At 74.2% G+C, this 18,551-nt stretch carries 16 protein-coding genes; 6 read left to right on the top strand and 10 right to left on the bottom strand.

Annotated features, from left to right (window positions below; all coding sequences use genetic code 11):
- Nucleotides 1–81: 81 nt before the first annotated feature.
- Together BLU55_RS06405 and BLU55_RS06400 are read right to left on the bottom strand one after the other, a co-directional pair.
- Nucleotides 82–759, bottom strand: a complete 678-nt coding sequence (locus tag BLU55_RS06405) for a TetR/AcrR family transcriptional regulator (protein ID WP_091727414.1) — start codon at nt 757–759, stop codon at nt 82–84.
- Between the two features lie 71 nt (nt 760–830).
- Entirely contained in the window at nt 831–1,271 is a 441-nt protein-coding gene (locus BLU55_RS06400; protein ID WP_157682754.1) for a GtrA family protein, read from the bottom strand.
- A gap of 86 nt (nt 1,272–1,357) precedes the next feature.
- Here BLU55_RS06400 and BLU55_RS06395 point away from each other — a divergent pair, with 86 nt between their 5' ends.
- Complete coding sequence (locus BLU55_RS06395; RefSeq protein ID WP_231917081.1) at nt 1,358–2,137, top strand: CDP-alcohol phosphatidyltransferase family protein; 780 nt, start codon at nt 1,358–1,360, stop codon at nt 2,135–2,137.
- On the opposite strand, the gene BLU55_RS06390 is transcribed toward BLU55_RS06395, so the two are convergent.
- Nucleotides 2,097–3,638, bottom strand: coding sequence for an ATP-dependent DNA ligase (locus tag BLU55_RS06390; RefSeq protein ID WP_091727408.1), 1,542 nt, complete (start codon nt 3,636–3,638; stop codon nt 2,097–2,099). The two genes, BLU55_RS06395 and BLU55_RS06390, sit on opposite strands and share 41 nt — an antisense overlap.
- A 50-nt stretch (nt 3,639–3,688) precedes the next feature.
- Here BLU55_RS06390 and BLU55_RS06385 point away from each other — a divergent pair, with 50 nt between their 5' ends.
- On the top strand, nt 3,689–4,633 hold the full coding sequence (locus tag BLU55_RS06385; protein WP_091727405.1) for a DNA-3-methyladenine glycosylase family protein: 945 nt from the start codon (nt 3,689–3,691) through the stop codon (nt 4,631–4,633).
- A 30-nt stretch (nt 4,634–4,663) separates the two neighbouring features.
- Here the strand turns inward: BLU55_RS06385 and BLU55_RS06380 are convergent, their stop codons facing one another.
- Nucleotides 4,664–5,662, bottom strand: a complete 999-nt coding sequence (locus BLU55_RS06380) for a LacI family DNA-binding transcriptional regulator (RefSeq protein ID WP_197681116.1) — start codon at nt 5,660–5,662, stop codon at nt 4,664–4,666.
- 246 nt (nt 5,663–5,908) lie between these two features.
- On the opposite strand from BLU55_RS06380, the gene BLU55_RS06375 reads away from it, so the two are divergent.
- The 3 genes from BLU55_RS06375 to BLU55_RS06365 all read left to right on the top strand — a co-directional run bounded on the left by BLU55_RS06375 (nt 5,909) and on the right by BLU55_RS06365 (nt 8,973).
- Nucleotides 5,909–6,985 (top strand): substrate-binding domain-containing protein, encoded by a 1,077-nt coding sequence (locus BLU55_RS06375; protein ID WP_091727400.1) that lies wholly within the window; start codon nt 5,909–5,911, stop codon nt 6,983–6,985.
- Nucleotides 6,986–7,090: 105 nt separating this feature from the next.
- Nucleotides 7,091–8,146, top strand: coding sequence for an ABC transporter permease (locus BLU55_RS06370; protein ID WP_091727397.1), 1,056 nt, complete (start codon nt 7,091–7,093; stop codon nt 8,144–8,146).
- Nucleotides 8,143–8,973, top strand: coding sequence for an ATP-binding cassette domain-containing protein (locus tag BLU55_RS06365; RefSeq protein WP_091727395.1), 831 nt, complete (start codon nt 8,143–8,145; stop codon nt 8,971–8,973). The genes BLU55_RS06370 and BLU55_RS06365 overlap by 4 nt, the downstream gene beginning before the upstream one ends.
- Before the next feature lie 110 nt (nt 8,974–9,083).
- On the opposite strand, the gene BLU55_RS06360 is transcribed toward BLU55_RS06365, so the two are convergent.
- The 3 genes from BLU55_RS06360 to BLU55_RS06350 form a co-directional block, all read right to left on the bottom strand.
- Nucleotides 9,084–11,324, bottom strand: coding sequence for a cytochrome P450/oxidoreductase (locus BLU55_RS06360; RefSeq protein WP_091727392.1), 2,241 nt, complete (start codon nt 11,322–11,324; stop codon nt 9,084–9,086).
- A gap of 71 nt (nt 11,325–11,395) precedes the next feature.
- Complete coding sequence (locus BLU55_RS06355; protein WP_231917080.1) at nt 11,396–12,418, bottom strand: LacI family DNA-binding transcriptional regulator; 1,023 nt, start codon at nt 12,416–12,418, stop codon at nt 11,396–11,398.
- Nucleotides 12,415–14,229 (bottom strand): gamma-glutamyltransferase family protein, encoded by a 1,815-nt coding sequence (locus BLU55_RS06350; protein ID WP_331713756.1) that lies wholly within the window; start codon nt 14,227–14,229, stop codon nt 12,415–12,417. Before BLU55_RS06350 ends, BLU55_RS06355 begins: the two co-directional genes overlap by 4 nt.
- A 151-nt stretch (nt 14,230–14,380) precedes the next feature.
- Here BLU55_RS06350 and BLU55_RS06345 point away from each other — a divergent pair, with 151 nt between their 5' ends.
- Nucleotides 14,381–16,033 (top strand): fatty acid--CoA ligase, encoded by a 1,653-nt coding sequence (locus tag BLU55_RS06345; protein WP_091727389.1) that lies wholly within the window; start codon nt 14,381–14,383, stop codon nt 16,031–16,033.
- Between the two features lie 6 nt (nt 16,034–16,039).
- Here the strand turns inward: BLU55_RS06345 and BLU55_RS06340 are convergent, their stop codons facing one another.
- The 3 genes from BLU55_RS06340 to BLU55_RS06330 are packed head-to-tail and all read right to left on the bottom strand — an operon-like array spanning nt 16,040 to nt 18,477.
- Entirely contained in the window at nt 16,040–16,558 is a 519-nt protein-coding gene (locus BLU55_RS06340; protein ID WP_231917079.1) for an Lrp/AsnC family transcriptional regulator, read from the bottom strand.
- A gap of 45 nt (nt 16,559–16,603) precedes the next feature.
- Entirely contained in the window at nt 16,604–17,998 is a 1,395-nt protein-coding gene (locus BLU55_RS06335; protein WP_091727386.1) for an NAD(P)/FAD-dependent oxidoreductase, read from the bottom strand.
- Nucleotides 17,999–18,000: 2 nt separating this feature from the next.
- Nucleotides 18,001–18,477 (bottom strand): Lrp/AsnC family transcriptional regulator, encoded by a 477-nt coding sequence (locus BLU55_RS06330; protein WP_172833876.1) that lies wholly within the window; start codon nt 18,475–18,477, stop codon nt 18,001–18,003.
- Nucleotides 18,478–18,551: the final 74 nt, after the last annotated feature.

Genomic DNA, 18,551 nt, shown 5'->3' with positions numbered 1-18,551 from the left:
GCGCTGGAGGTCCCCCCGCGTGCCAGCGCCGTCCCGCCCCCACCCGTCGCGACGCGGCGGGTGTGGTGCCGCCCGAGCGCCTCAGGCGCCGGCGGCCAGGGCGCGGGCGGTCGCGACGACGTTGCGCCGGACCTCGTCGGCCGAGACCGGCGCGATCTCGGGCACCCCGGGGGACGACTCGCCCACGAGCATCCCGACGCGGGCGAGCTGCAGGGCGCCGAGGCCGCTGGCGTACATGTGGTTGGCCAGCAGGCGTGGGTCCTCGACCCGGAAGTCACCGGCCTCGTTGCCGGCCACCAGCACGTCGCGGAGCCGGGCGAGGCAGGCGGCGATGCCCCGGCCGAGCCGGAACAGCGCGCTCTCGCTGATCTCCTCCAGCAGCTCGGGACCCGGACGGCGCATCAGCGTCTGCGCGCAGTCCACGAAGGCCGGGTGGGCGACGCCGAAGTCGACGAACGCCTCGACCACGGCCACCAGCTGCTCGGGCGGCGTGGTGCGGGCGGCCGCGGCTCCCGCGAGCTCGGTCTCGAGGTCCTCGAGGTAGCTGACCAGGGTGAGCGCGAACAGCTCCTCCTTGCCGCTGAAGTGGCGGTAGATGATCGCCCGGTTCACCCCCACGGCCCGGGCGATGTCCTCGATCTGGGCGTCGCGGACGCCGGTCTCGTCGAAGAGCTCCCGGGTGGCGGTGAGGATCTCGAGCTCGCGCGCCCGGCGCCGTGCGGCAGCCGGCTGGCGAGGGGTCGTCCGCGTCGTGCTCATCGTGCGATGGTAGTGCAACTGCGGTTTACACATGTGTACCGAAGTGCGGGCCCGGCCCCGACCGGCCGACCTCAGGCGGGCGCGACCTCGCGGCGGCGCACGTCGGCCGGCACCATCGCCAGCCGGAAGAGCACGAACCGCACCAGCCCGCAGCCCAGGTTGGCGGCGACCAGGACGGCCACCTCGGCGCGCCGCGACGGGTCGCCCGCGCTGGCCTGGTCGAGCAGCCACAGGGAGCCGGAGGTGACCGCGAGGCTGAACGCCAGCAGCGCGAGCCCGAGCACCTGGTGGCGCACGGTGCGCGCCGTGCCCCGGACCCCGAAGGTGACCCGGCGGTGGCCCCAGGTGCCCGCGATGGTCGAGAGCACCAGGGCGACGGCGTTGGCCAGCTGTGCGTCCCACCACACGCGCAGCAGCAGGTAGAGCAGGGCGTAGACGACGTTGAACGCCGCGCCCACCCCTGCGAAGACGACGAGCTGGACGAGGGGAGACGACGTCCGGCCACTCTTCACGGGCGAAATCGTACCGACACGGTCACCGCCGGTTCGCATCCGACGGCGGCATCGGAGACCATGGGGCCCCCCGACGAAGGACGCCAGTGGACTCGACGCACGTCAGCCGTGACGCTGCACCCCCGTCACCCGGACCCCAGGAGCGACCCGGCGGGCCCGGCCGCCAGCTGGCCGCCTGGCTGGTCCACCTCTACACCGCCTCCGGCACCGCCCTGGCGATGCTGACGCTGATCGCGGTCCTCGACCGCGACCTCGAGCGGGCGCTGTGGCTGGCCCTGGTGGCGATGCTGGTTGACGGCACCGACGGGATGCTGGCCCGGGCGCTGGAGGTCAAGCGGCACGTCCCGTGGTTCGACGGCGCCCTGCTCGACAACATCGTCGACTACCTGACCTACGCCTTCACGCCGATGGTGCTGCTGTGGAGCTTCGGCTACCTCGGCGAGGGCACCAGCGCGACCGTGCTCGCGGTGGTCCCGCTGCTGGCCTCGGCGTACCAGTTCTGCCGGGTGGACGCGAAGACCGACGACCACCTGTTCCTGGGGTTCCCCAGCTACTGGAACATCCTGGCGTTCTACGTCGTGGTGATGGACCTCGGCACCCCGGTGGTCACCGTGCTGCTGCTGGTGTGCACCGTGCTGGTCTTCGTGCCGGTGGGCTACGTCTACCCCTCGCGCACCGAGTCGCTGCAGGCGCTGACGCTGGTGCTCACCACCACCTGGCTCGCGGCGTACGCCGTGCTGCTGGCGCAGCTGCCCGACCCCTCACCGGTCTGGCTCGCGGTCTCGCTGGCCTACGTCGCCTACTACGTGGTGCTCAGCTTCTGGCTCACGGGGCGCCGCCGGGCACGAGTGCACGCAGCGCGCTGACCCCGTCGACCTCGTCGGCCGGCTTGTCGTCGCGGTAGCGCAGCACCCGGGCGAACCGCAGGGCCACGCCGCCGGGGTAGCGGGTGGAGCGCTGGACGCCGTCGAAGGCGATCTCGACGACCTGCTCGGGGCGCACGAAGACGGTGCCGGTGGTGCGGCGGGACTCCAGGGCGAGGAAGCGCTCGGTCTGCCAGGCCAGCAGCTCGTCGGTGAGGCCCTTGAACGTCTTGCCGAGCATCACGAAGCCCTCGTGGCCGGGGCGGTCGTCGCGGGCGCCGAGGTGGAGGTTGGACAACCAGCCCTGGCGCCGGCCGCTGCCCCACTCGACGCCGAGCACCACCAGGTCGAGGGTGTGGCGCGGCTTGACCTTGACCCACGCGGACCCGCGGCGGCCGGCGTCGTAGGGCGCGTCGAGGCGCTTGAGGACGACGCCCTCGTGGCCCTGGGCGACGACGTCGGTGAAGAAGTCCTGGGCGGCCTCGGGGGAGTCGGTGACCAGGCGGGCGACCCGGTGCTCCTCGGGCACGACGGCGTCGAGCCGGGCCAGGCGCTCGCGGGTGGGCACCTCGACGAGGGAGTCGGGACCGTCGAGGAGCAGGTCGAAGAAGAACGGCCGGACGCCGGCGTCGGCGGCCGCCGAGGGGCCGTGGGTGGCGGTGCCGGAGGCGGTCTCCTGGAACGGTCGCGGCCGCCCGGTCTCGTCGAGGGCCAGCGCCTCGCCGTCGAGCACCAGGTCGTCGGCGGGCAGCGACCGGGCGACCGCGACCACCTGGGGCAGCCGCTCGCCGATCTCCTCGAGGCTGCGGGTGAAGACCAGCACCTCGTCGCCGTGCTTGTGCACCTGGATCCGGATGCCGTCGAGCTTGGTGTCGACGGCCAGGGCGGCGTCGGGGGAGGCCTTGGCGACGCCCGCCGCCACGTCGGGGGCGGTGCCCGCGAGCATCGGGCGCACCGGCCGGCCCACCAGCATCGAGAAGCCGGCCAGCGCCTCGGCGCCGCCGCCCAGCGCGGCCACGGCGATGGGCCCGGTGGGTGCGCTGAACATCGCGGCCCGGCGCACCTCGGCCAGCGGCACGTCGGCGGCCGTGGCGATCGCGTCGAGCACCACGGAGTCGAGCGCGCCCTGGCGCACGTTGCCGGTGACCAGGTTGCGCAGGTGCTCCTGCTCCGGGGCGGTGAGGCGGGCGAACAGCGATGTGGCCGCCTCCCGGCGGGCGCCGGCGGATCCGGGACCGGCGAGCGCGGCGATCCGCTCGAGGCCGGCGTCGACCTCGAGGAGCTCGACGGTGGCCGTGGCAGCCGGCGGCGGCAGCGCGGCCACGCCGCGCCACCCCAGGCCGGTGCGGCGCTGGCGCAGGGTGCCGGAGAGGTAGGTGGCGACGAGGTCGAGCTCGTCGCCGGTCACCTCCCGGAGCAGGCCGGCGATCAGGTCGCGCTTGGCCAGCCGCGAGCGGGTGGAGGCGACCTGCGTGGACACCTCGACGAGGCGGGCGAGCAGCATGGGGCCATTGTGTCCGGGGGCACCGACAGCGCCCGGCATACGCTGCGGGCATGGCCCCCGGCACCGCTCCCGCGCTGACGCGGGTGTGGCGGCCCGGCTGGCCGTGCCCTGTCCCGGTGGTGCTCTCGACCCACCGGCGCGGCGGGGGCGACCCGACGTTCCGCCGCACCGCCGATGGCGCGATCTGGCGCGGCGTGCGCACCCCCGAGGGCCCGGCGAGCCTGCGCCTGCTCAGCCGCCCGGCCGACGCAGAGGTGGACGCCACCGCCTGGGGCGACGGCGCGGCGTGGGTGCTCGACTCGGTGCCGCGGATGCTGGGGGCCGAGGACGACCCCAGCGGGTTCGTGCCGCCCCCGCCGCTCGCACAGGCGTGGCGCCGCTTCGGCGACTGGCGCCTGGGGGCCACCGGCCTGGTGATGGAGGCGCTGCTGCCCGCGATCCTGGAGCAGAAGGTGACCGGCCAGGAGGCCTTCGCGGGGTTCCGCACCCTGGTGCACCGCTTCGGCGAGCGCGCCCCGGGCCCGCCCGCCCAGCCCGACCCCGAGGTGCGGCTGTGGTTGCAGCCGACGCCGGAGCAGCTGCGGCAGGTGCCCTCGTGGGAGTGGCTGGCGCTGCACGTCGACGGCGGCCGGTCGCGCCCGGTGCTGGCGGCGGCCCGGGTGGCGACGGCGCTGGAGCGCGCCGGACGCGAGACCCCGGTGGAGTTCGACCGGCGGCTGCGCACGCTGCCGGGGATCGGGGTCTGGACCAGCGCCGAGGTGCGCTCGCGCGCCCTGGGCGACGCCGACTCGGTCAGCTTCGGCGACTACCACGTGGCGAAGAACGTCGGGTGGGTGCTGACGGGGGAGCCGGTCGACGACGACGGGCTGGCCGAGCTGCTGGCGCCGTACGCCGGGCACCGCCACCGCGTGCAGCGCCTGGTCGAGCTCGCGGGCCTGCGGCGCCCGCGCCACGGTGCCCGGATGGCCCCGCGGACCCACCTGCCCTCGCGCTGAGGCCGGGTCGCGGCACGCGCTGCGGTGGGCTCAGCCGCGGTCGACCGCGGGCGCCGGGATCTCGCCGGACCCGCGCACGACCAGCTCGGTGGGCAGGTCCACGACGCGACCGGGTCCCTGGTCGCCGTCGAGCCGCGCGAGCAGCAGGTCCATCGCCTGCTCGCCGATGGCGCGGGTGTCCTGGCGGATGACGGTGACCGGGGGGTCGAGGAGCTCGGCGAGCGGCACGTCGTCGAAGCCGACCAGGCCGACCTCGTGGGAGCGCCCCTGCCGCCGCAGCGCGTCGACGACCCCGGTGCACAGCACGTTGCGGGCGGCGAAGAACGCCGTCGGGGGATCGGCGAGCGCGAGCAGCTCGGTGGCGTGGGCGGACGCCTCCTCCCGGGTGCGGGCGCCGAGGCGCTCCAGGGCGGGGTCGTGGGGCAGGCCCGCGTCGGCGAGCGCCCGGCGGTAGCCGTCGCGCCGCTCCAGGGCGGTGACGATGTCGCTGGCGTCGCCGAGGATCCCGATGCGGCGGTGGCCGTGGGCGAGGAGGTGGGCGACGGCCGTGCGGGCCCCACCGGCGTTGTCGACCACGACGCCGTCGATGCCGGGGTCGGCCGGCCGGCGGTCCACGGTCACCACGGGCACCCCGTCGGCGTGCTCGACGGTGAGGTGGCGCTGGTCGCGCCCGGTCGGCATCACGATCATGCCGTCGATGCGGCGCGAGAGCAGGCCGTCGATGAGCTCGCGCTCGCGGTCGACGTCCTCGTCGGTGCTGGAGGCGAGCAGCACGATGCCGCGGCCGCGGGCGCGGTCCTCGATCGCGCGCAGCACCTCGCTGCAGAAGGCGTTGCCCAGGTCGTCGACCAGCACGCCGATGGAGGCGGTCCGCTGGCCGCGCCGCAGGTTGCTCGCCGCGAGGTTGTGGCGGTAGCCCAGCTCCTGGACGGCGGTCCGGACCCGGGTCGCGAGGGCCTCGGAGACCCCCGGCTCGCCGTTGACCACGCGCGAGACCGTCTTGATCGAGACCTCGGCGCGTCGGGCCACGTCGTGCATCGTGGCGCGCTCCGGCGCACGACGGGCCGGCATCATGTCTGAATGTCCTGACATATGGAACCTCCCCTCGGCGACCGACACGACCTGGACTGGACCAGATCCCTGACATCGTTGTCAAGAGTGGGCTGTGACCCTTGACACACCCGAGGACGGAGAGCAGAGTACCGCAGCAGACAACGTTGTCACCACCGGTCAGGAGCCACCTGCGGGGACGTTGCAGTCGAAAGGTAGAACCAGATGCTCAACATCACGAGAGGCCGGCGCGCAGCGGTCGTCGCCGCCTTCGGTGTGGCCACCATGGCGCTCACGGCCTGCGGCAGCGGCGGAGGCAGCGGCAGCGGCGACTCCGGCGACACCGCGGTCACGCTCATCACCAAGGACTCGGTCAACCCGTTCTTCGTCGCCATGCAGGAGGGCGCCAAGACGGCCGCCAAGAAGGACGGCGTCAAGCTGTCCATCGCGGCCGGCAAGGAGGACGGCGACGAGCAGGGCCAGATCCAGGCCATCGAGAACGCCATCGCCAACGGCGACCAGGGCATCCTCATCACCCCCAACGGCCCGGGCGTCAACCCGGCGATCAAGAAGGCGCGCGACGCGGGCCTCTACGTCATCGCCCTCGACACCCCGCCCGACCCGGCCGACACGGTCGACATCACCTTCGCCACCGACAACTTCAAGGCCGGCGAGCTGATCGGCGAGTGGACCAAGACCCAGCTGAAGGGCGAGAAGGCGACCATCGCCATGCTCGACCTGTTCAACGACAAGATCGTCTCGGTCGACTACAACCGCGACCAGGGCTTCCTGACCGGCATGGGGATCGACACCAAGGACAAGAAGAAGAACGGTGACGAGGACGCCACCGGCAGCTACGACGGCGGCGACTACGAGATCGTCTGCAACGAGCCCACCCAGGGCTCCGAGGACGGTGGCCGCACGGCCATGGAGAACTGCCTGTCCAAGAACAAGGACATCAACGTCGTCTACACGATCAACGAGCCCGCGGCTGTCGGCGCCAACGGCGCGCTGAAGCAGGCCGGCGTCCAGGGCGCGCTCATCTCCTCGATCGACGGCGGCTGCGACGGCGTCGACCAGGTCAAGAACGGCGTCATCGGTGCCACCTCGCAGCAGTACCCCGTGAAGATGGCCGAGCTCGGTGTGGAGGCGATCAAGAAGATCGCCGACGGCGGCGAGGCCCCCAAGCCCAGCGAGGGCCTGGACTTCTTCGACACCGGTGTCGCGCTCGTCACCGACACCCCGGCCGACGGCGTCGACTCCATCGACACCACCGAGGCCGCCAAGATCTGCTGGGGCTGAGACCCCGCACGTCTGACCCGCACCAGCGCAGCAGTGGCCCGGAGCCCACGGTCTCCGGAGGCCCGGGCCACTGCTGCGTTCACCAACGGCCAAGGAGGAAGAGCCGTGTCCACAGCCACCGACACCACCACACCCAGCACGCCCCCACCGTCCAACACCGCCGCGGAGCAGTTCGCCAAGCGGCGCCAGTCCCCGATCCAGCGCGTCCAGCACACCCTGCACGCGCACCCGGCCATCAGCCCGTTCCTGGTGCTCGTCGTCTCGTGGCTGGTCTTCACGTACCTCAACCCCAACTTCGGCACGCTGCGCACCACCTCGCTGATCCTGCAGCAGGTCGCCGTCGTCGGGGCCCTGGCGATCGGCCAGACCCTCATCATCCTGACCGCGGGCATCGACCTCTCGGTCGGCGCGATCGCCATCCTCGCGATGCTGTTCAGCGCCAAGCTGAGCGCCGAGCAGGGCGTCCCCGGCATCGTCGCCATCGTGCTCGGCATCCTGGCCGGCACCGCCGCAGGCGCCATCAACGGCCTGCTCGTGACACGGCTCAAGCTGCCACCGTTCATCGTCACGCTCGGCACGCTGAGCGTGTTCACCGCGATGGCGCTGCTCTACTCCGGCGGCCAGAGCATCTCGGGCTCCTCGATGCCCGACCTGATGTCCTGGACCGGCACGGTCATCCCGATCGGCGACTTCCGGCTCACCACCGGCGTGCTGATGGTGCTCGCGATGTACGCCGTCGTGGCCTTCGCCCTCAAGCAGACCACCTGGGGCCGCCACGTGTACGCCGTGGGCAACGACCCCGAGGCCGCCCGCCTGGTCGGCATCTCGACCAACCGCGTGCTGCTCTCGGTCTACACGGTCGCCGGCCTCATCTACGGCATCACGGCGTGGGTCCTCATCGGCCGCGCCGGCGCTGCCGGTCCCAACGCCGCGGCGGACGCAAACCTGGAGTCCATCACCGCGGTCGTCATCGGCGGCACCAGCCTCTTCGGTGGTCGCGGCGCCGTGTTCGGCACCCTGCTGGGTGCGCTCATCGTCGGCTTCTTCCGCACCGGCCTCTCGCTGGCCGGCGTGGACGACCAGTGGCGGGTGCTGACCATCGGCCTGCTCGTCATCATCGCCGTCTCCATCGACCAGTGGATCAGGAAGGTGCGGGCATGACCGCCACGACGGCCGAGACCGGCCACACCACCAGCAACGACGGACGCACGCCGGTCCTCTCCGCGAGGGGCCTGGTCAAGACCTTCGGCCGCGTCGTCGGCCTGGACGGCGTCGACTTCGACCTCTACCCGGGCGAGGTCCTCGCGATCATCGGCGACAACGGCGCCGGCAAGTCGACCCTCATCAAGGCGGCGACCGGGGCCATCGTGCCGGACGCCGGCGAGGTCCGCCTCGACGGCGAGGTCGTCAACTTCAAGCGTCCCCAGGAGGCCCGCGAGGCCGGCATCGAGACGGTCTACCAGACCCTCGCGGTGGCGCCGGCCCTCGACATCGCGGCCAACATGTTCCTGGGCCGCGAGATGCGGCGCTCGGGCCCGCTCGGCTCGATCTTCCGCATGCTCGACCACAAGGGCATGCGCGACAGTGCCGGCCAGTCGATGTCGGACCTCGGCATCGGCACCCTGCAGAACATGTCGCAGCCCGTGGAGACGCTCTCCGGTGGCCAGCGCCAGGCGGTCGCCGTGGCCCGTGCCGCGGCCTTCGCCAAGAAGCTGATCGTGCTCGACGAGCCGACGGCGGCGCTGGGCGTCAAGGAGACCAACCAGGTGCTCAACATGATCAACCGGGTGCGCGAGAGCGGCCTGCCGGTCATCCTCATCAGCCACAACATGCCCAACGTGTTCGAGGTGGCCGACCGGATCCACATCCAGCGGCTCGGGCGCTGCGCCGGCGTCATCACCCCGAAGAGCCACACCCCCAACGAGGCGGTGGCGATCATGACCGGCGCCACGACCCTCGAGGAGACCCCGGGCAGGGCTCCCGCCTGACGGGTGCGGGGTGGCTCCCCGGATCCGTCACACCTCCCGGGCCGCCCTGCCCGGACACCGGCCCCCGTCCGGTCTCACCGCTGCTGAGACCGGGCGGGGGTCGTCCGCGTTCAGAGGTCGAGCACGAGCTGCGGGTCGCACGAGCGCGAGACGCAGATCATCAGGCAGTCGCCCCGCTCGCGCTCGGCGGCGTCGAGCACGGAGTCGCGGTGGTCGGGCCGTCCGGTCAGCACCCGCGTCTCGCACGACCCGCAGGTGCCCTCGGCGCACGACGACTGCGTGGGCACGCCGGCCGCCTCGACGACCTCGAGCACCGACCGCTCCGGCGGCACCTCCAGCACCAGCCCGCTGCGGCGCAGCACCACCTCGAAGGCGGTGTCGCGGACCGGGGCGGTCGGGGTGCGGGGCGCGAACCGCTCGACGTGCAGGGTGCTCGGGGGCCAGTGCCGCGAGTGCTGCTCCACCGCGTCGAGCAGCGCCTCGGGACCGCAGCAGTAGACCAGCGTGCCGGGCGCCGGCTCGTGCAGCAGGGCGGGCAGGTCGAGCAGGCCGTGCTCGTCCTGCGGGCGCACGGCCACGCGGTCGCCGTACGCCGCCAGCTCGTCGAGGAAGGCCATCGACGAGCGCGTGCGGCCGCCGTACACCAGCCGCCAGTCGGCGCCCGCGGCCTCCGCGGCGGCGACCATCGGCAGCAGCGGAGTGATGCCGATGCCCCCCGCGACGAAGAGGTACGACGCCGCCGGCTGCAGCGCGAAGTGCTGGCGCGGGCCGCGGACCGCGACGACGTCGCCGACCTCGAGCCGGTCGTGGACGTGGCGCGAGCTGCCGCGGCCGGCGTCGTCGCGCAGCACGCCGAGGCGGTACGACGACGGGTCGGCCGGGTCGCCGCACAGGGAGTACTGCCGCGTGGCCACGTCGTCGCCGAGGACCAGGTCGACGTGGGCGCCGGGACCCCAGCCGGGGAGGTCGTCGCCGACGGGCTCCAGCGTGAGCGCGACCACGGCGTCGGCGGCCGGCTCCTTGGCCACCACGCGGACCGCGGTCAGCCGCTCGGCGTGCGGTGCGGCCGGTGCGGTGACCGGCTCGGTGGTCGGCCGGGGGGTCGACAGGTCGGCGGCCCGAGGGCCGAGCCGCACGGGCAGCGAGGCCCAGCAGTACATGTTGGGCGAGCTCGGGTAGAACCCCGGAGCGCCGTCGAGGGCGTAGTCGCCGAGCACCGGCAGCGCCTCCTGGAGCGCGACCGTGGCCTCGAGGCGGGCCAGGTGGGCGCCGAGGCAGCCGTGGACGCCCTCGCCGAAGCCGAGGTGGCGCACGCGGCCGCGGGTGAGGTCGAACGCGTCGGGCCGCTCGAAGGCGCGCTCGTCGCGGTTGGCGGCACCGGTGACGGCGACGACCCGGGCGCCCCGGGGGATGGTGGTGCCGTGGAGCACCACCTCGCGCGAGGTGGTGCGGGCCGTCAGCTGCAGCGGCGTGGCCATCCGCAGGGTCTCCTCGACGGCGACCGGCACCAGCGAGGGGTCGGCGACCAGCAGCGCGCGCTGGTCGGGGTGCTCGGCGAGCAGCTTGAACATCGTCGCGGTGAGGCCGGCCGTCGACTCCACGCCGCCCAGGAAGAGCACCATCATCAGCCCGAGCACCTCGGAGGTGGGGGTGATGTGCTCGTCGGCGAAGGGCACGCCGTCGATGTCGGCCCGCACCAGGTGGGAGACCAGGTCCTGCTGCGGCTGGCGGCGGCGCTGCTCGAGGACCTCGACGAAGAACTCGTTGATCCGGGCGGTCGCACAGGTGGCCGCGGGCGTCAGGTGCGGCGTGCCCGCGACCCGGCCCTTCTGCTCGTGCATCCACCGCTCCAGCTGGGCGCGGCCCTGGTCCGCGGCGTCGGGGAACCCCATCAGGCTGAAGAACACGTCGAAGGGCAGCGGCCAGGCGAGGTCGCGGGCCAGGTCGGCGCGCCCGGTGGCGCGACCGTTCGCCTCGACGCCGGCCAGCAGCCGGCGCACGACCGCCCGGACGGCGTCCTCGTGGGCACCGACCCGCCGGGGCAGGAACCACGGCTGCACGATCCGGCGGATCTCGTCGTGGCGCGGGTTGTCCATGTTGGGCAGCGAGCCCGGGCCGGCCTGGTCCTGCTCGGTGTCGTCGATGTCCATGCCCTCGAAGGAGCGGTAGGTGTCGGGGTCGGTCAGCACCGCCCGGACGTCCTCGAAGCGGGTCAGGGCGTACCAGCCCCACTTCTCGCTGCGGTAGACCGGCGCCTGGTCGCGCATCAGCCGGTAGGTGTCGAAGGCGTGGTCGTAGAACCCCGGGGCGAAGGGGTCGTACTCCCAGGTCCGGGCGGGGGCGAGGGCCATGCGGGTCTCCTGACTAGAGCGCTCTAGCAGGGAGCGTAGGAGCCGCCCCGAGGCGGTGTCAACGACCGGGGCTACGGGTGCGGCGGGGGAGCGGCGGTGGTGCCGCCGACCCGCAGGACGGGCTCGAGCACCAGCTCGCGGCCTCCGTCCGGCCCGCCGGGGCCGGGCGCCGCCTCCGCGCGGGCCACGGCCCGCTCGATCGCGGCCCGGGCCAGGGCGACCGGGTCCTGCACCAGCGTGGTGAGCACCCGGGGCGACAGGCCGGAGACCTCCTGGCCGTCGAGGCCCACGACCGAGACCCGGCCCGGCACGTCGACGCCGTGCTGGGCGAGCACGCCCTGCGCGGCGACGGCCACGTCGTCGTTGTAGGCGACCACGGCCGTGGGCAGCGGACCCGCGATCAGCTCGCGGGCGGCCCGCATGCCGTCGAGCTGGGTCTCGCCGCCGCTCACGACGCGCGCGTGCCGCTCCAGGCCGTGGCGCGCCATCGCCGCGGCGTACGCCGACCGTCGCGAGGCCGCGACCAGGCCGGACCCGCCGTCGAGGTGGACGACGTCGCGGTGGCCGAGCCCCACGAGGTGGTCGACCGCCTGGTCGAGGGCCGAGGTGTCGGAGGTGCGGACGACGTCGACGCGGGGGTCGTCGACCTGCCAGCCCACGACCACGACCGGCACGGTGCCGGCCAGCAGCGGGGCGGGGGTCTGCGGGGCGAGCATCACGAGCGCGTCGAAGCGGAAGTCCTGCAGCGAGAGCACGGCCGCCTGCTCGTCGCGCCCGCGGGTCAGGGCGCTCAGCACGAGCTCGTGGCCGTGGTCGCGGGCGGCGGCGTACAGCCCCTCGAGGAGGTCGAAGTGGAAGCTGCCCGCGACGCCGAAGGTGACGCCGATCAGCCGGGAGCGCTGGCCCGCGAGCGCCCGGGCGCGCACGTCGGGTCGGTAGCCCAGCTCGTCGGCCGCGGCCAGCACCCGGGCGCGGGTCTGCTCGCCCGCCCCCTTGGCGCCCCGCATCACGATCGAGACCAGGGCGCGCGAGACCCCGGCGTGCCGGGCGACGTCCTCGAGGGTGACCCGGGAGCCCTCGGGGACGGGGGTCACCGGCCCACCGCGTAGCCCTGCATCCCGCGCGGGTTCGCCCCGGCCGCCAGCAGGCCGGTGGCGGGGTCGCGCGTGACCGCGCACATCCGGCCCAGCGACCACGGGCCCGCGGTGGTGACGACGTGGCCCCGGCGGCGCAGGCCCTCGACCACGTCGGCGCCGACGCGCGCCTCGACGGTCAGCGACCCCGGCTGCATCTCGCGGGGGTGGAAGGAGCCCGGGAAGGAGTCGGTGTGGAACATCGGGGCGTCGATCGCCTGCTGCAGGCTCTTCCCGCCGACGACGTGGCGCAGCAGGAACAGCGTCTGCCACTGGTCCTGCTGGTCGCCGCCGGGCGAGCCGCACGCCAGCACCGGCTCGCCGTCGCGCAGCACCAGGGTGGGGGTGAGGGTGGTGCGGGGCCGCGCGCCCGGCGCCAGCGAGGCGGGCAGGCCCTCGTCGAGCCAGAACATCTGGGCCCGGCTGCCCAGGCAGAAGCCCAGCCCGGGGATCGTGGGCGAGCTCTGCAGCCAGCCGCCGCTGGGGGTCGCGGAGACGAGGTTGCCCCAGCGGTCGACGACGTCGAGGTGGCAGGTGTCGCCGCGGGTGGTGCCGTCGCGCTCGACGGTGGGCTCGCCGGTGGTGACGTCGGCCGCACGCCCGGTGTCCTCGCCGGCCAGCAGCCGGTGCACGTGCGCGGCCAGCCGCGGCTCGTGGCCGCCGGGGGACCCGGGGCGCAGCCCGAGGTCGGCCGTCTCGCCGACCAGCGCGGCCCGCGCGGCGACGTACGCCGGGTCGAGGAGCTGCTCGGGCGTGACGGGGGAGGCCTCGCCGAACCACGCCTCGCGGTCGGCCATGGCCAGCTTCCAGGTCTCGGTCACGCAGTGGATGCCGAGCTCGGTGTCGGGGTCGAGCACGTCGGGGCCGTGCTCGGCGGCCAGCACGTCGAGCATCGCCAGCACCTGGAGCAGGGCGGGACCCTGGCCCCACAGCCCGATCTTGGCCACCTCGACGCCGTGCCAGGTCGCGGTGGTCGCGTCCTCCCAGCCCGCGGCGTACGCCGCCAGGTCGCTGCCGCGCACCAGCCCGGGGTGGCCGGAGTGGCGGGGCTGCTCGGCGGCGGCCTCGACCGCCTCGGCGACGAACCCGTGGGCCCACTCGCGGCGGGCGGCCTCGGCCTGGGTGGCCACCTCGGTGCCGGCGGCCGTGCCGGTCGCGACCAGCCGCTCCAGCACCGCGGCGTACGCCGGGTTGGCGAACAGCTCGCCGGCCGCGGGGACCCGGCCGCCGGGCAGCCACAGCTCGGCCGAGGTCGGCCAGTCCTGCTCGAAGAGCCCGCGCACCCGCTCGATCGTGGCCGCCACCCGGGGCAGCAGCGGGTGGCCGTCGCGGGCGTAGCCGATGGCCGGCTCCAGCACCGCCGCCAGCGGCAGCGTCCCGTGGTCGCGCAGCAGCAGCAGCCAGGCGTCGACGGCGCCCGGCACGCAGGCCGCCACCGGTCCGGACCCCGGCACGTGGTCGAGGCCCATCGCCGCGAACGCCTCGGGCGTGGCCGCCGCCGGGGCCGGGCCCTGGCCGCACAGCACCCGCGGGCGCGGGTCGGCGGCCGTGGCCACGACGGCCGGCAGGTCGCCACCGGGGCCGTTGAGGTGCGGCTCGACGACGTGGAGGACGAAGCCGCCCGCCACCGCGGCGTCGAAGGCGTTGCCGCCCAGCTCGAGCATCCGCATCGCGGCCTGGGAGGCCAGCCAGTGGGTGGAGGACACCATGCCGAAGGTGCCGGTGAGGGTCGGGCGGGTGGTGAAGTCGGGGTCCGAGGTGGCAGCAGTCACGCCCCCGACCCTAGGAGACGGCCCGGCGGCGGCGCCCGGCTCGGGTCCAGGGCGGGCGTGGGCCGGGCACGAGGTGGGCCTGGGGCTGGTCTTCGCCCACCCGGTGCGGGAGGCTCTGTGCCACCCGTCACACCGGCCCGGAAGGACCCCCATGCGCAGCACCATGCAAGACGTCCCGCTGACCATCGGCGCCATCACCCGCCACGGCACCACGGTGCACCGCGACTCCGAGGTGGTCACGGCGACGGCCGACGGCACCCGCTCGATGTCCTACGCCGAGCTCGGCGTGCGCGTGGCCCAGCTGGCCGGGGCGCTGCGCGGGCTCGGCATCGACGGCGACCAGCGCGTGGGCACCTTCATGTGGAACAACGCCGAGCACCTGCAGGCCTACCTCGCGGTGCCCTCGATGGGTGCGGTCCTGCACACCCTCAACATCCGGCTCCCCGCCGACCAGCTCGTCTACATCGCCAACCACGCCGAGGACCGGGTCGTGGTGGTCGACGGCTCGCTGGTGCCGCTGCTGGCGCCGCACCTGCGGGAGATGACGACCGTCGAGCACGTGCTGGTCGCCGGCCCCGAGGCGGCCGACGCCGACCTCGACGCGCTGCGGGCCTCCGGCAAGCAGGTCCACCTGTACGACGAGCTCCTGGCCGCCCAGCCGGAGACGTTCCCCTGGCCCGAGCTGGACGAGCGCGACGCCGCGGCGATGTGCTACACCAGCGGCACCACGGGCAACCCCAAGGGCGTCGTCTACAGCCACCGGTCGGCGTACCTGCACTCGATGGCGATCTGGACCGGCACGGTGGCCGGGCTCGACGCCCACGCGCGGGTGCTGCCGATCGTGCCGCAGTTCCACGCCAACGCCTGGGGTCTCGTGTACGCCGCCCTCATGAGCGGGGCGTCGCTGTGCATGCCCGACCGCTGGCTGCAGGCCGAGCCGCTGTGCCGGTTCATGGCGGCGTCGCGCCCGACGGTCTCGGGGGCGGTGCCGACGGTGTGGAACGACGTCCTCGGCCACCTCGACCGCCACCCGGAGGCCAAGCCGGAGTCGCTGCGGCTGATCCTGTGCGGCGGCTCGGCGGTGCCGCTCTCGCTGCAGAAGGGCCTGTGGGACAAGCACGGCATCGAGGTGCGCCAGGCGTGGGGGATGACCGAGACCTCCCCGGTCGCCTCGGCCGGGCGGCCCCCGCTCGGCGTCGAGGAGGGGACCGACGAGGCCTGGCACTACCGCGGCACCCAGGGCCGGCTGCTGTGCGGCGTCGAGGGCCGCATCGTCGACGACGCGGGCGAGGTGATGGCGACCGACGGCGCGGCGGTGGGGGAGCTGGAGGTGCGTGGACCCTGGGTGACGGGGGCCTACTACAAGTCGGACGACCCCGAGGCGGCCGCGAAGTTCCACGACGGCTGGCTGCGCACCGGCGACGTCGGCAAGCTCGACGAGCTCGGCTTCATCACGCTCACCGACCGCTCCAAGGACGTCATCAAGTCGGGCGGGGAGTGGATCTCCTCGGTCGACCTCGAGAACGCCCTGATGGCCCACGAGGCGGTCGTGGAGGCGGCGGTGGTCGCGATACCCGACGAGAAGTGGGACGAGCGCCCGCTGGCCTCGGTGGTGGTGCGCGAGGGCGCGAGCGTGACGCCGGCCGAGCTGCGCGACTTCCTGGCCAAGGACTTCGCCAAGTGGCAGCTGCCCGACGCCTGGGCCTTCATCGACGAGGTCCCGCGCACCAGCGTGGGCAAGTTCGACAAGAAGGTCATCCGCAAGTGGTACGCCGACGGCCAGGTCGACGTGGAGCAGGCCTGAGGCGCCTCAGCGCACGCCCCACGTGTAGGTCTGCTTCTGCAGCTCGAGGTAGAGGAAGGTGTGGATCGCCTTCACCCCGGCGATCGGCTTGATCGAGGCCGAGACCAGCTCGAGCAGGTGGGCGTCGCTGTTGCCGACCACCTCGACGAGCAGGTCGAAGCCGCCCGCGGTGAGCACGACGTAGGACACCTCGGGGATCTCCGAGACCTGCTCGGCGACCAGCTTGGCCGGCACGCCCTCGACGGTGAGGCCGAGCATGGCCTGGCGGGCGAACCCCAGCTGGAGGGGGTCGGTGACCGCGGTGATCTGCATGACGCCGGCGTCGACGAGGCGGCGCACCCGGTGCTCGACCTCGGCCCTGGTGAGCCCGAGCTCCTCACCGATCTCGGCGTACGGGCGACGGCCGTCCTGCTGCAGCAGCCCCACGATCGCCTTGCTGGCCGGGTCCATGCGCGCCGGCGCCGGGCGCGTCGCGGCCGGGCCGGGGGGAGGACCCCCGGCGCTCGGCAGCTCACCCTTGATCACGGGAGGAGTCTCCCACCCGCGTGGCAGGACCGCCCGGAGATTGGCTCAGTGGCCGCCGGTCAGGGGCGCCATGAGGCGTGCCAGCCGGCTGCTGCGCCCGGTGCGGGCCTCCTCGGCGTCGGCGAGGGTCATCGCCCGGAGGCCGGCGTTGATGCCGAGCCAGCGCAGCGGCTCGGGCTCCCAGCGCGGGCTGCGGTGCTGCACCCAGGGCAGGTGGACCAGGTCGCTGTCGGCCCCGGTGACGAGGTCGGCCAGCGTGCGTCCGGCCAGGTTGGTGGTCGAGACGCCGTCGCCGACGTAGCCCCCGGCCCACCCGAGCCCGGTCGAGCGGTCCAGGCCCACCGAGGCGGCCCAGTCGCGGGCGATCGCCAGCGGGCCGCCCCAGCGGTGGCTGAACCGGACCCCGGAGCTCTCGTCGCCCAGCTGGGGGAGCAGCTGGCGCAGGGTGCGCTCGAGGTCGGCGAACACGCGCGGCTCCGCGTCGTACGACGGGTGGACGCGGCTGCCGAAGTGGTACGGCGCGCCCCGGCCGCCGAAGGCCAGCCGCCCGTCGGCGGTGCGCTGGCCGTAGATGATCAGGTGGCGGCCGTCGGTGAAGGTCGGCCGGTCGGAGAGCCCGATGCGGTCCCAGGTGGCCTCGTCGAGGGGCTCGGTCGCGACCATGAGGGAGTAGACGGGCACGACATCGCGGGCGTGGCCCTCCAGGGAGGGCGTGAACCCCTCCGTCGCCCGGATGACGTGGGCGGCGCGCACGGTGCCGTGCTCGGTCTCGACGCGGCCGGGCGCGATCCGCAGCACCCGGGTCTGCTCCACGAGGTGGACGCCGGCGGCCTCGACGACGCGGGCGAGCCCGCGCACCAGTCGGGCGGGGTGGACCGCGGCGCAGTGCGGCGTGAAGGTGCCGCCCACGACGCCGTCGGCCGCGAGCACGGCGCTCGCCTCGGCGGCGTCCAGCAGCCGCTCGTCGTCCTCGCCGAGCCCGCGGGCGTGCGCGGTGGCGACGTCCGCGGCGAGGCGCTCGAGCTGCACCGAGGTGCGGGCCAGGGTGACCGTGCCGCCCTGGTGGAAGCCGGCCTCGATGCCCTCGCGGGCCACGACGCGGCCGACCTCGCGGACGGTCTCCTGCATGGCGCGGTGCTGGCGCAGCGCGCCGTCCTCGCCGCCCGCCTGGACCAGGCGGCTCCACGAGGTCGGGAAGAGCGCGCTGCACCAGCCGCCGTTGCGCCCCGAGGCGCCGAAGCCGGCGATCTCCTGCTCGAGCACCACCACGCGCAGGGTGGGGTCGGCGCGACGCAGGTAGTAGGCGGTCCACAGCCCGGTCAGGCCGGCCCCGACGATCGCGACGTCGTGGTCGGCGTCACCGGCGAGCGGGGCACGCGGGGTCAGGTCGTCGTCGCCGGCGGTGGCGTGCCACAGCGAGAGGGAGGCGTAGCCGCTCATGCTCAGCGCACGCCCCACGAGTAGGTCTGCTTCGCGAGCTTGAGGTACATGAAGGTCTCCGTCGAGCGCACGCCCTCGACCGCGCGCATCCGGCGGGCGACCAGGTCGAGCAGCTCCTCGTCGCTGGCGCTGACCACCTCGCACAGCACGTCGTAGCCGCCGGCGGTCATGACGACGTAGATGACCTCCTCCATCTGCGCCAGCGCGTCCGCGACCGGCTGCACCGCGCCGTCCACGTGGATCCCGACCATCGCCTGGCGGCCGAAGCCGAGCTGCAGCGGATCGGTCACGGCCACGATCTGCATCACGCCGGCCTCGGTGAGGCGCTGCACCCGCTGCCGCACGGCCGCCTCCGAGAGGCCCACGGCCTTGCCGATGGCGGCGTACGAGCGGCGGCCGTCCTGCTGCAGCTGCTCGATGATCGACTTCGAGACGTCGTCGAGGAGGCCGTTGCCGCGCGCCTGGGACCTGTCCGTCATGGGCGCCATGGTGTCCGCCCGGGACGGCGCCTGGCAAGCGCGGCACCCCTCATTTCGTGTCCGGGAGCCTCCGA

Source organism: Nocardioides scoriae, assembly GCF_900104965.1.
In the GTDB taxonomy this organism is placed as follows: Bacteria; Actinomycetota; Actinomycetes; order Propionibacteriales; family Nocardioidaceae; genus Marmoricola; species Marmoricola scoriae.
The sequence above is the reverse complement of the archived record's forward strand: the minus strand, read 5'-3'. Positions and strand labels throughout refer to the sequence as shown.

Bases quoted from the DNA above. Each gene is read 5' to 3' on its own strand.
- BLU55_RS06405 (WP_091727414.1), bottom strand. From the start codon at position 759: ATGAGCACGACGCGGACGACCCCTCGCCAGCCGGCTGCCGCACGGCGC.
- BLU55_RS06390 (WP_091727408.1), bottom strand. From the start codon at position 3,638: ATGCTGCTCGCCCGCCTCGTCGAGGTGTCCACGCAGGTCGCCTCCACC.
- BLU55_RS06385 (WP_091727405.1), top strand. From the start codon at position 3,689: ATGGCCCCCGGCACCGCTCCCGCGCTGACGCGGGTGTGGCGGCCCGGC.
- BLU55_RS06375 (WP_091727400.1), top strand. From the start codon at position 5,909: ATGCTCAACATCACGAGAGGCCGGCGCGCAGCGGTCGTCGCCGCCTTC.
- BLU55_RS06365 (WP_091727395.1), top strand. From the start codon at position 8,143: ATGACCGCCACGACGGCCGAGACCGGCCACACCACCAGCAACGACGGA.
- BLU55_RS06360 (WP_091727392.1), bottom strand. From the start codon at position 11,324: ATGGCCCTCGCCCCCGCCCGGACCTGGGAGTACGACCCCTTCGCCCCG.
- BLU55_RS06345 (WP_091727389.1), top strand. From the start codon at position 14,381: ATGCGCAGCACCATGCAAGACGTCCCGCTGACCATCGGCGCCATCACC.
- BLU55_RS06335 (WP_091727386.1), bottom strand. From the start codon at position 17,998: ATGAGCGGCTACGCCTCCCTCTCGCTGTGGCACGCCACCGCCGGCGAC.
- BLU55_RS06330 (WP_172833876.1), bottom strand. From the start codon at position 18,477: ATGACGGACAGGTCCCAGGCGCGCGGCAACGGCCTCCTCGACGACGTC.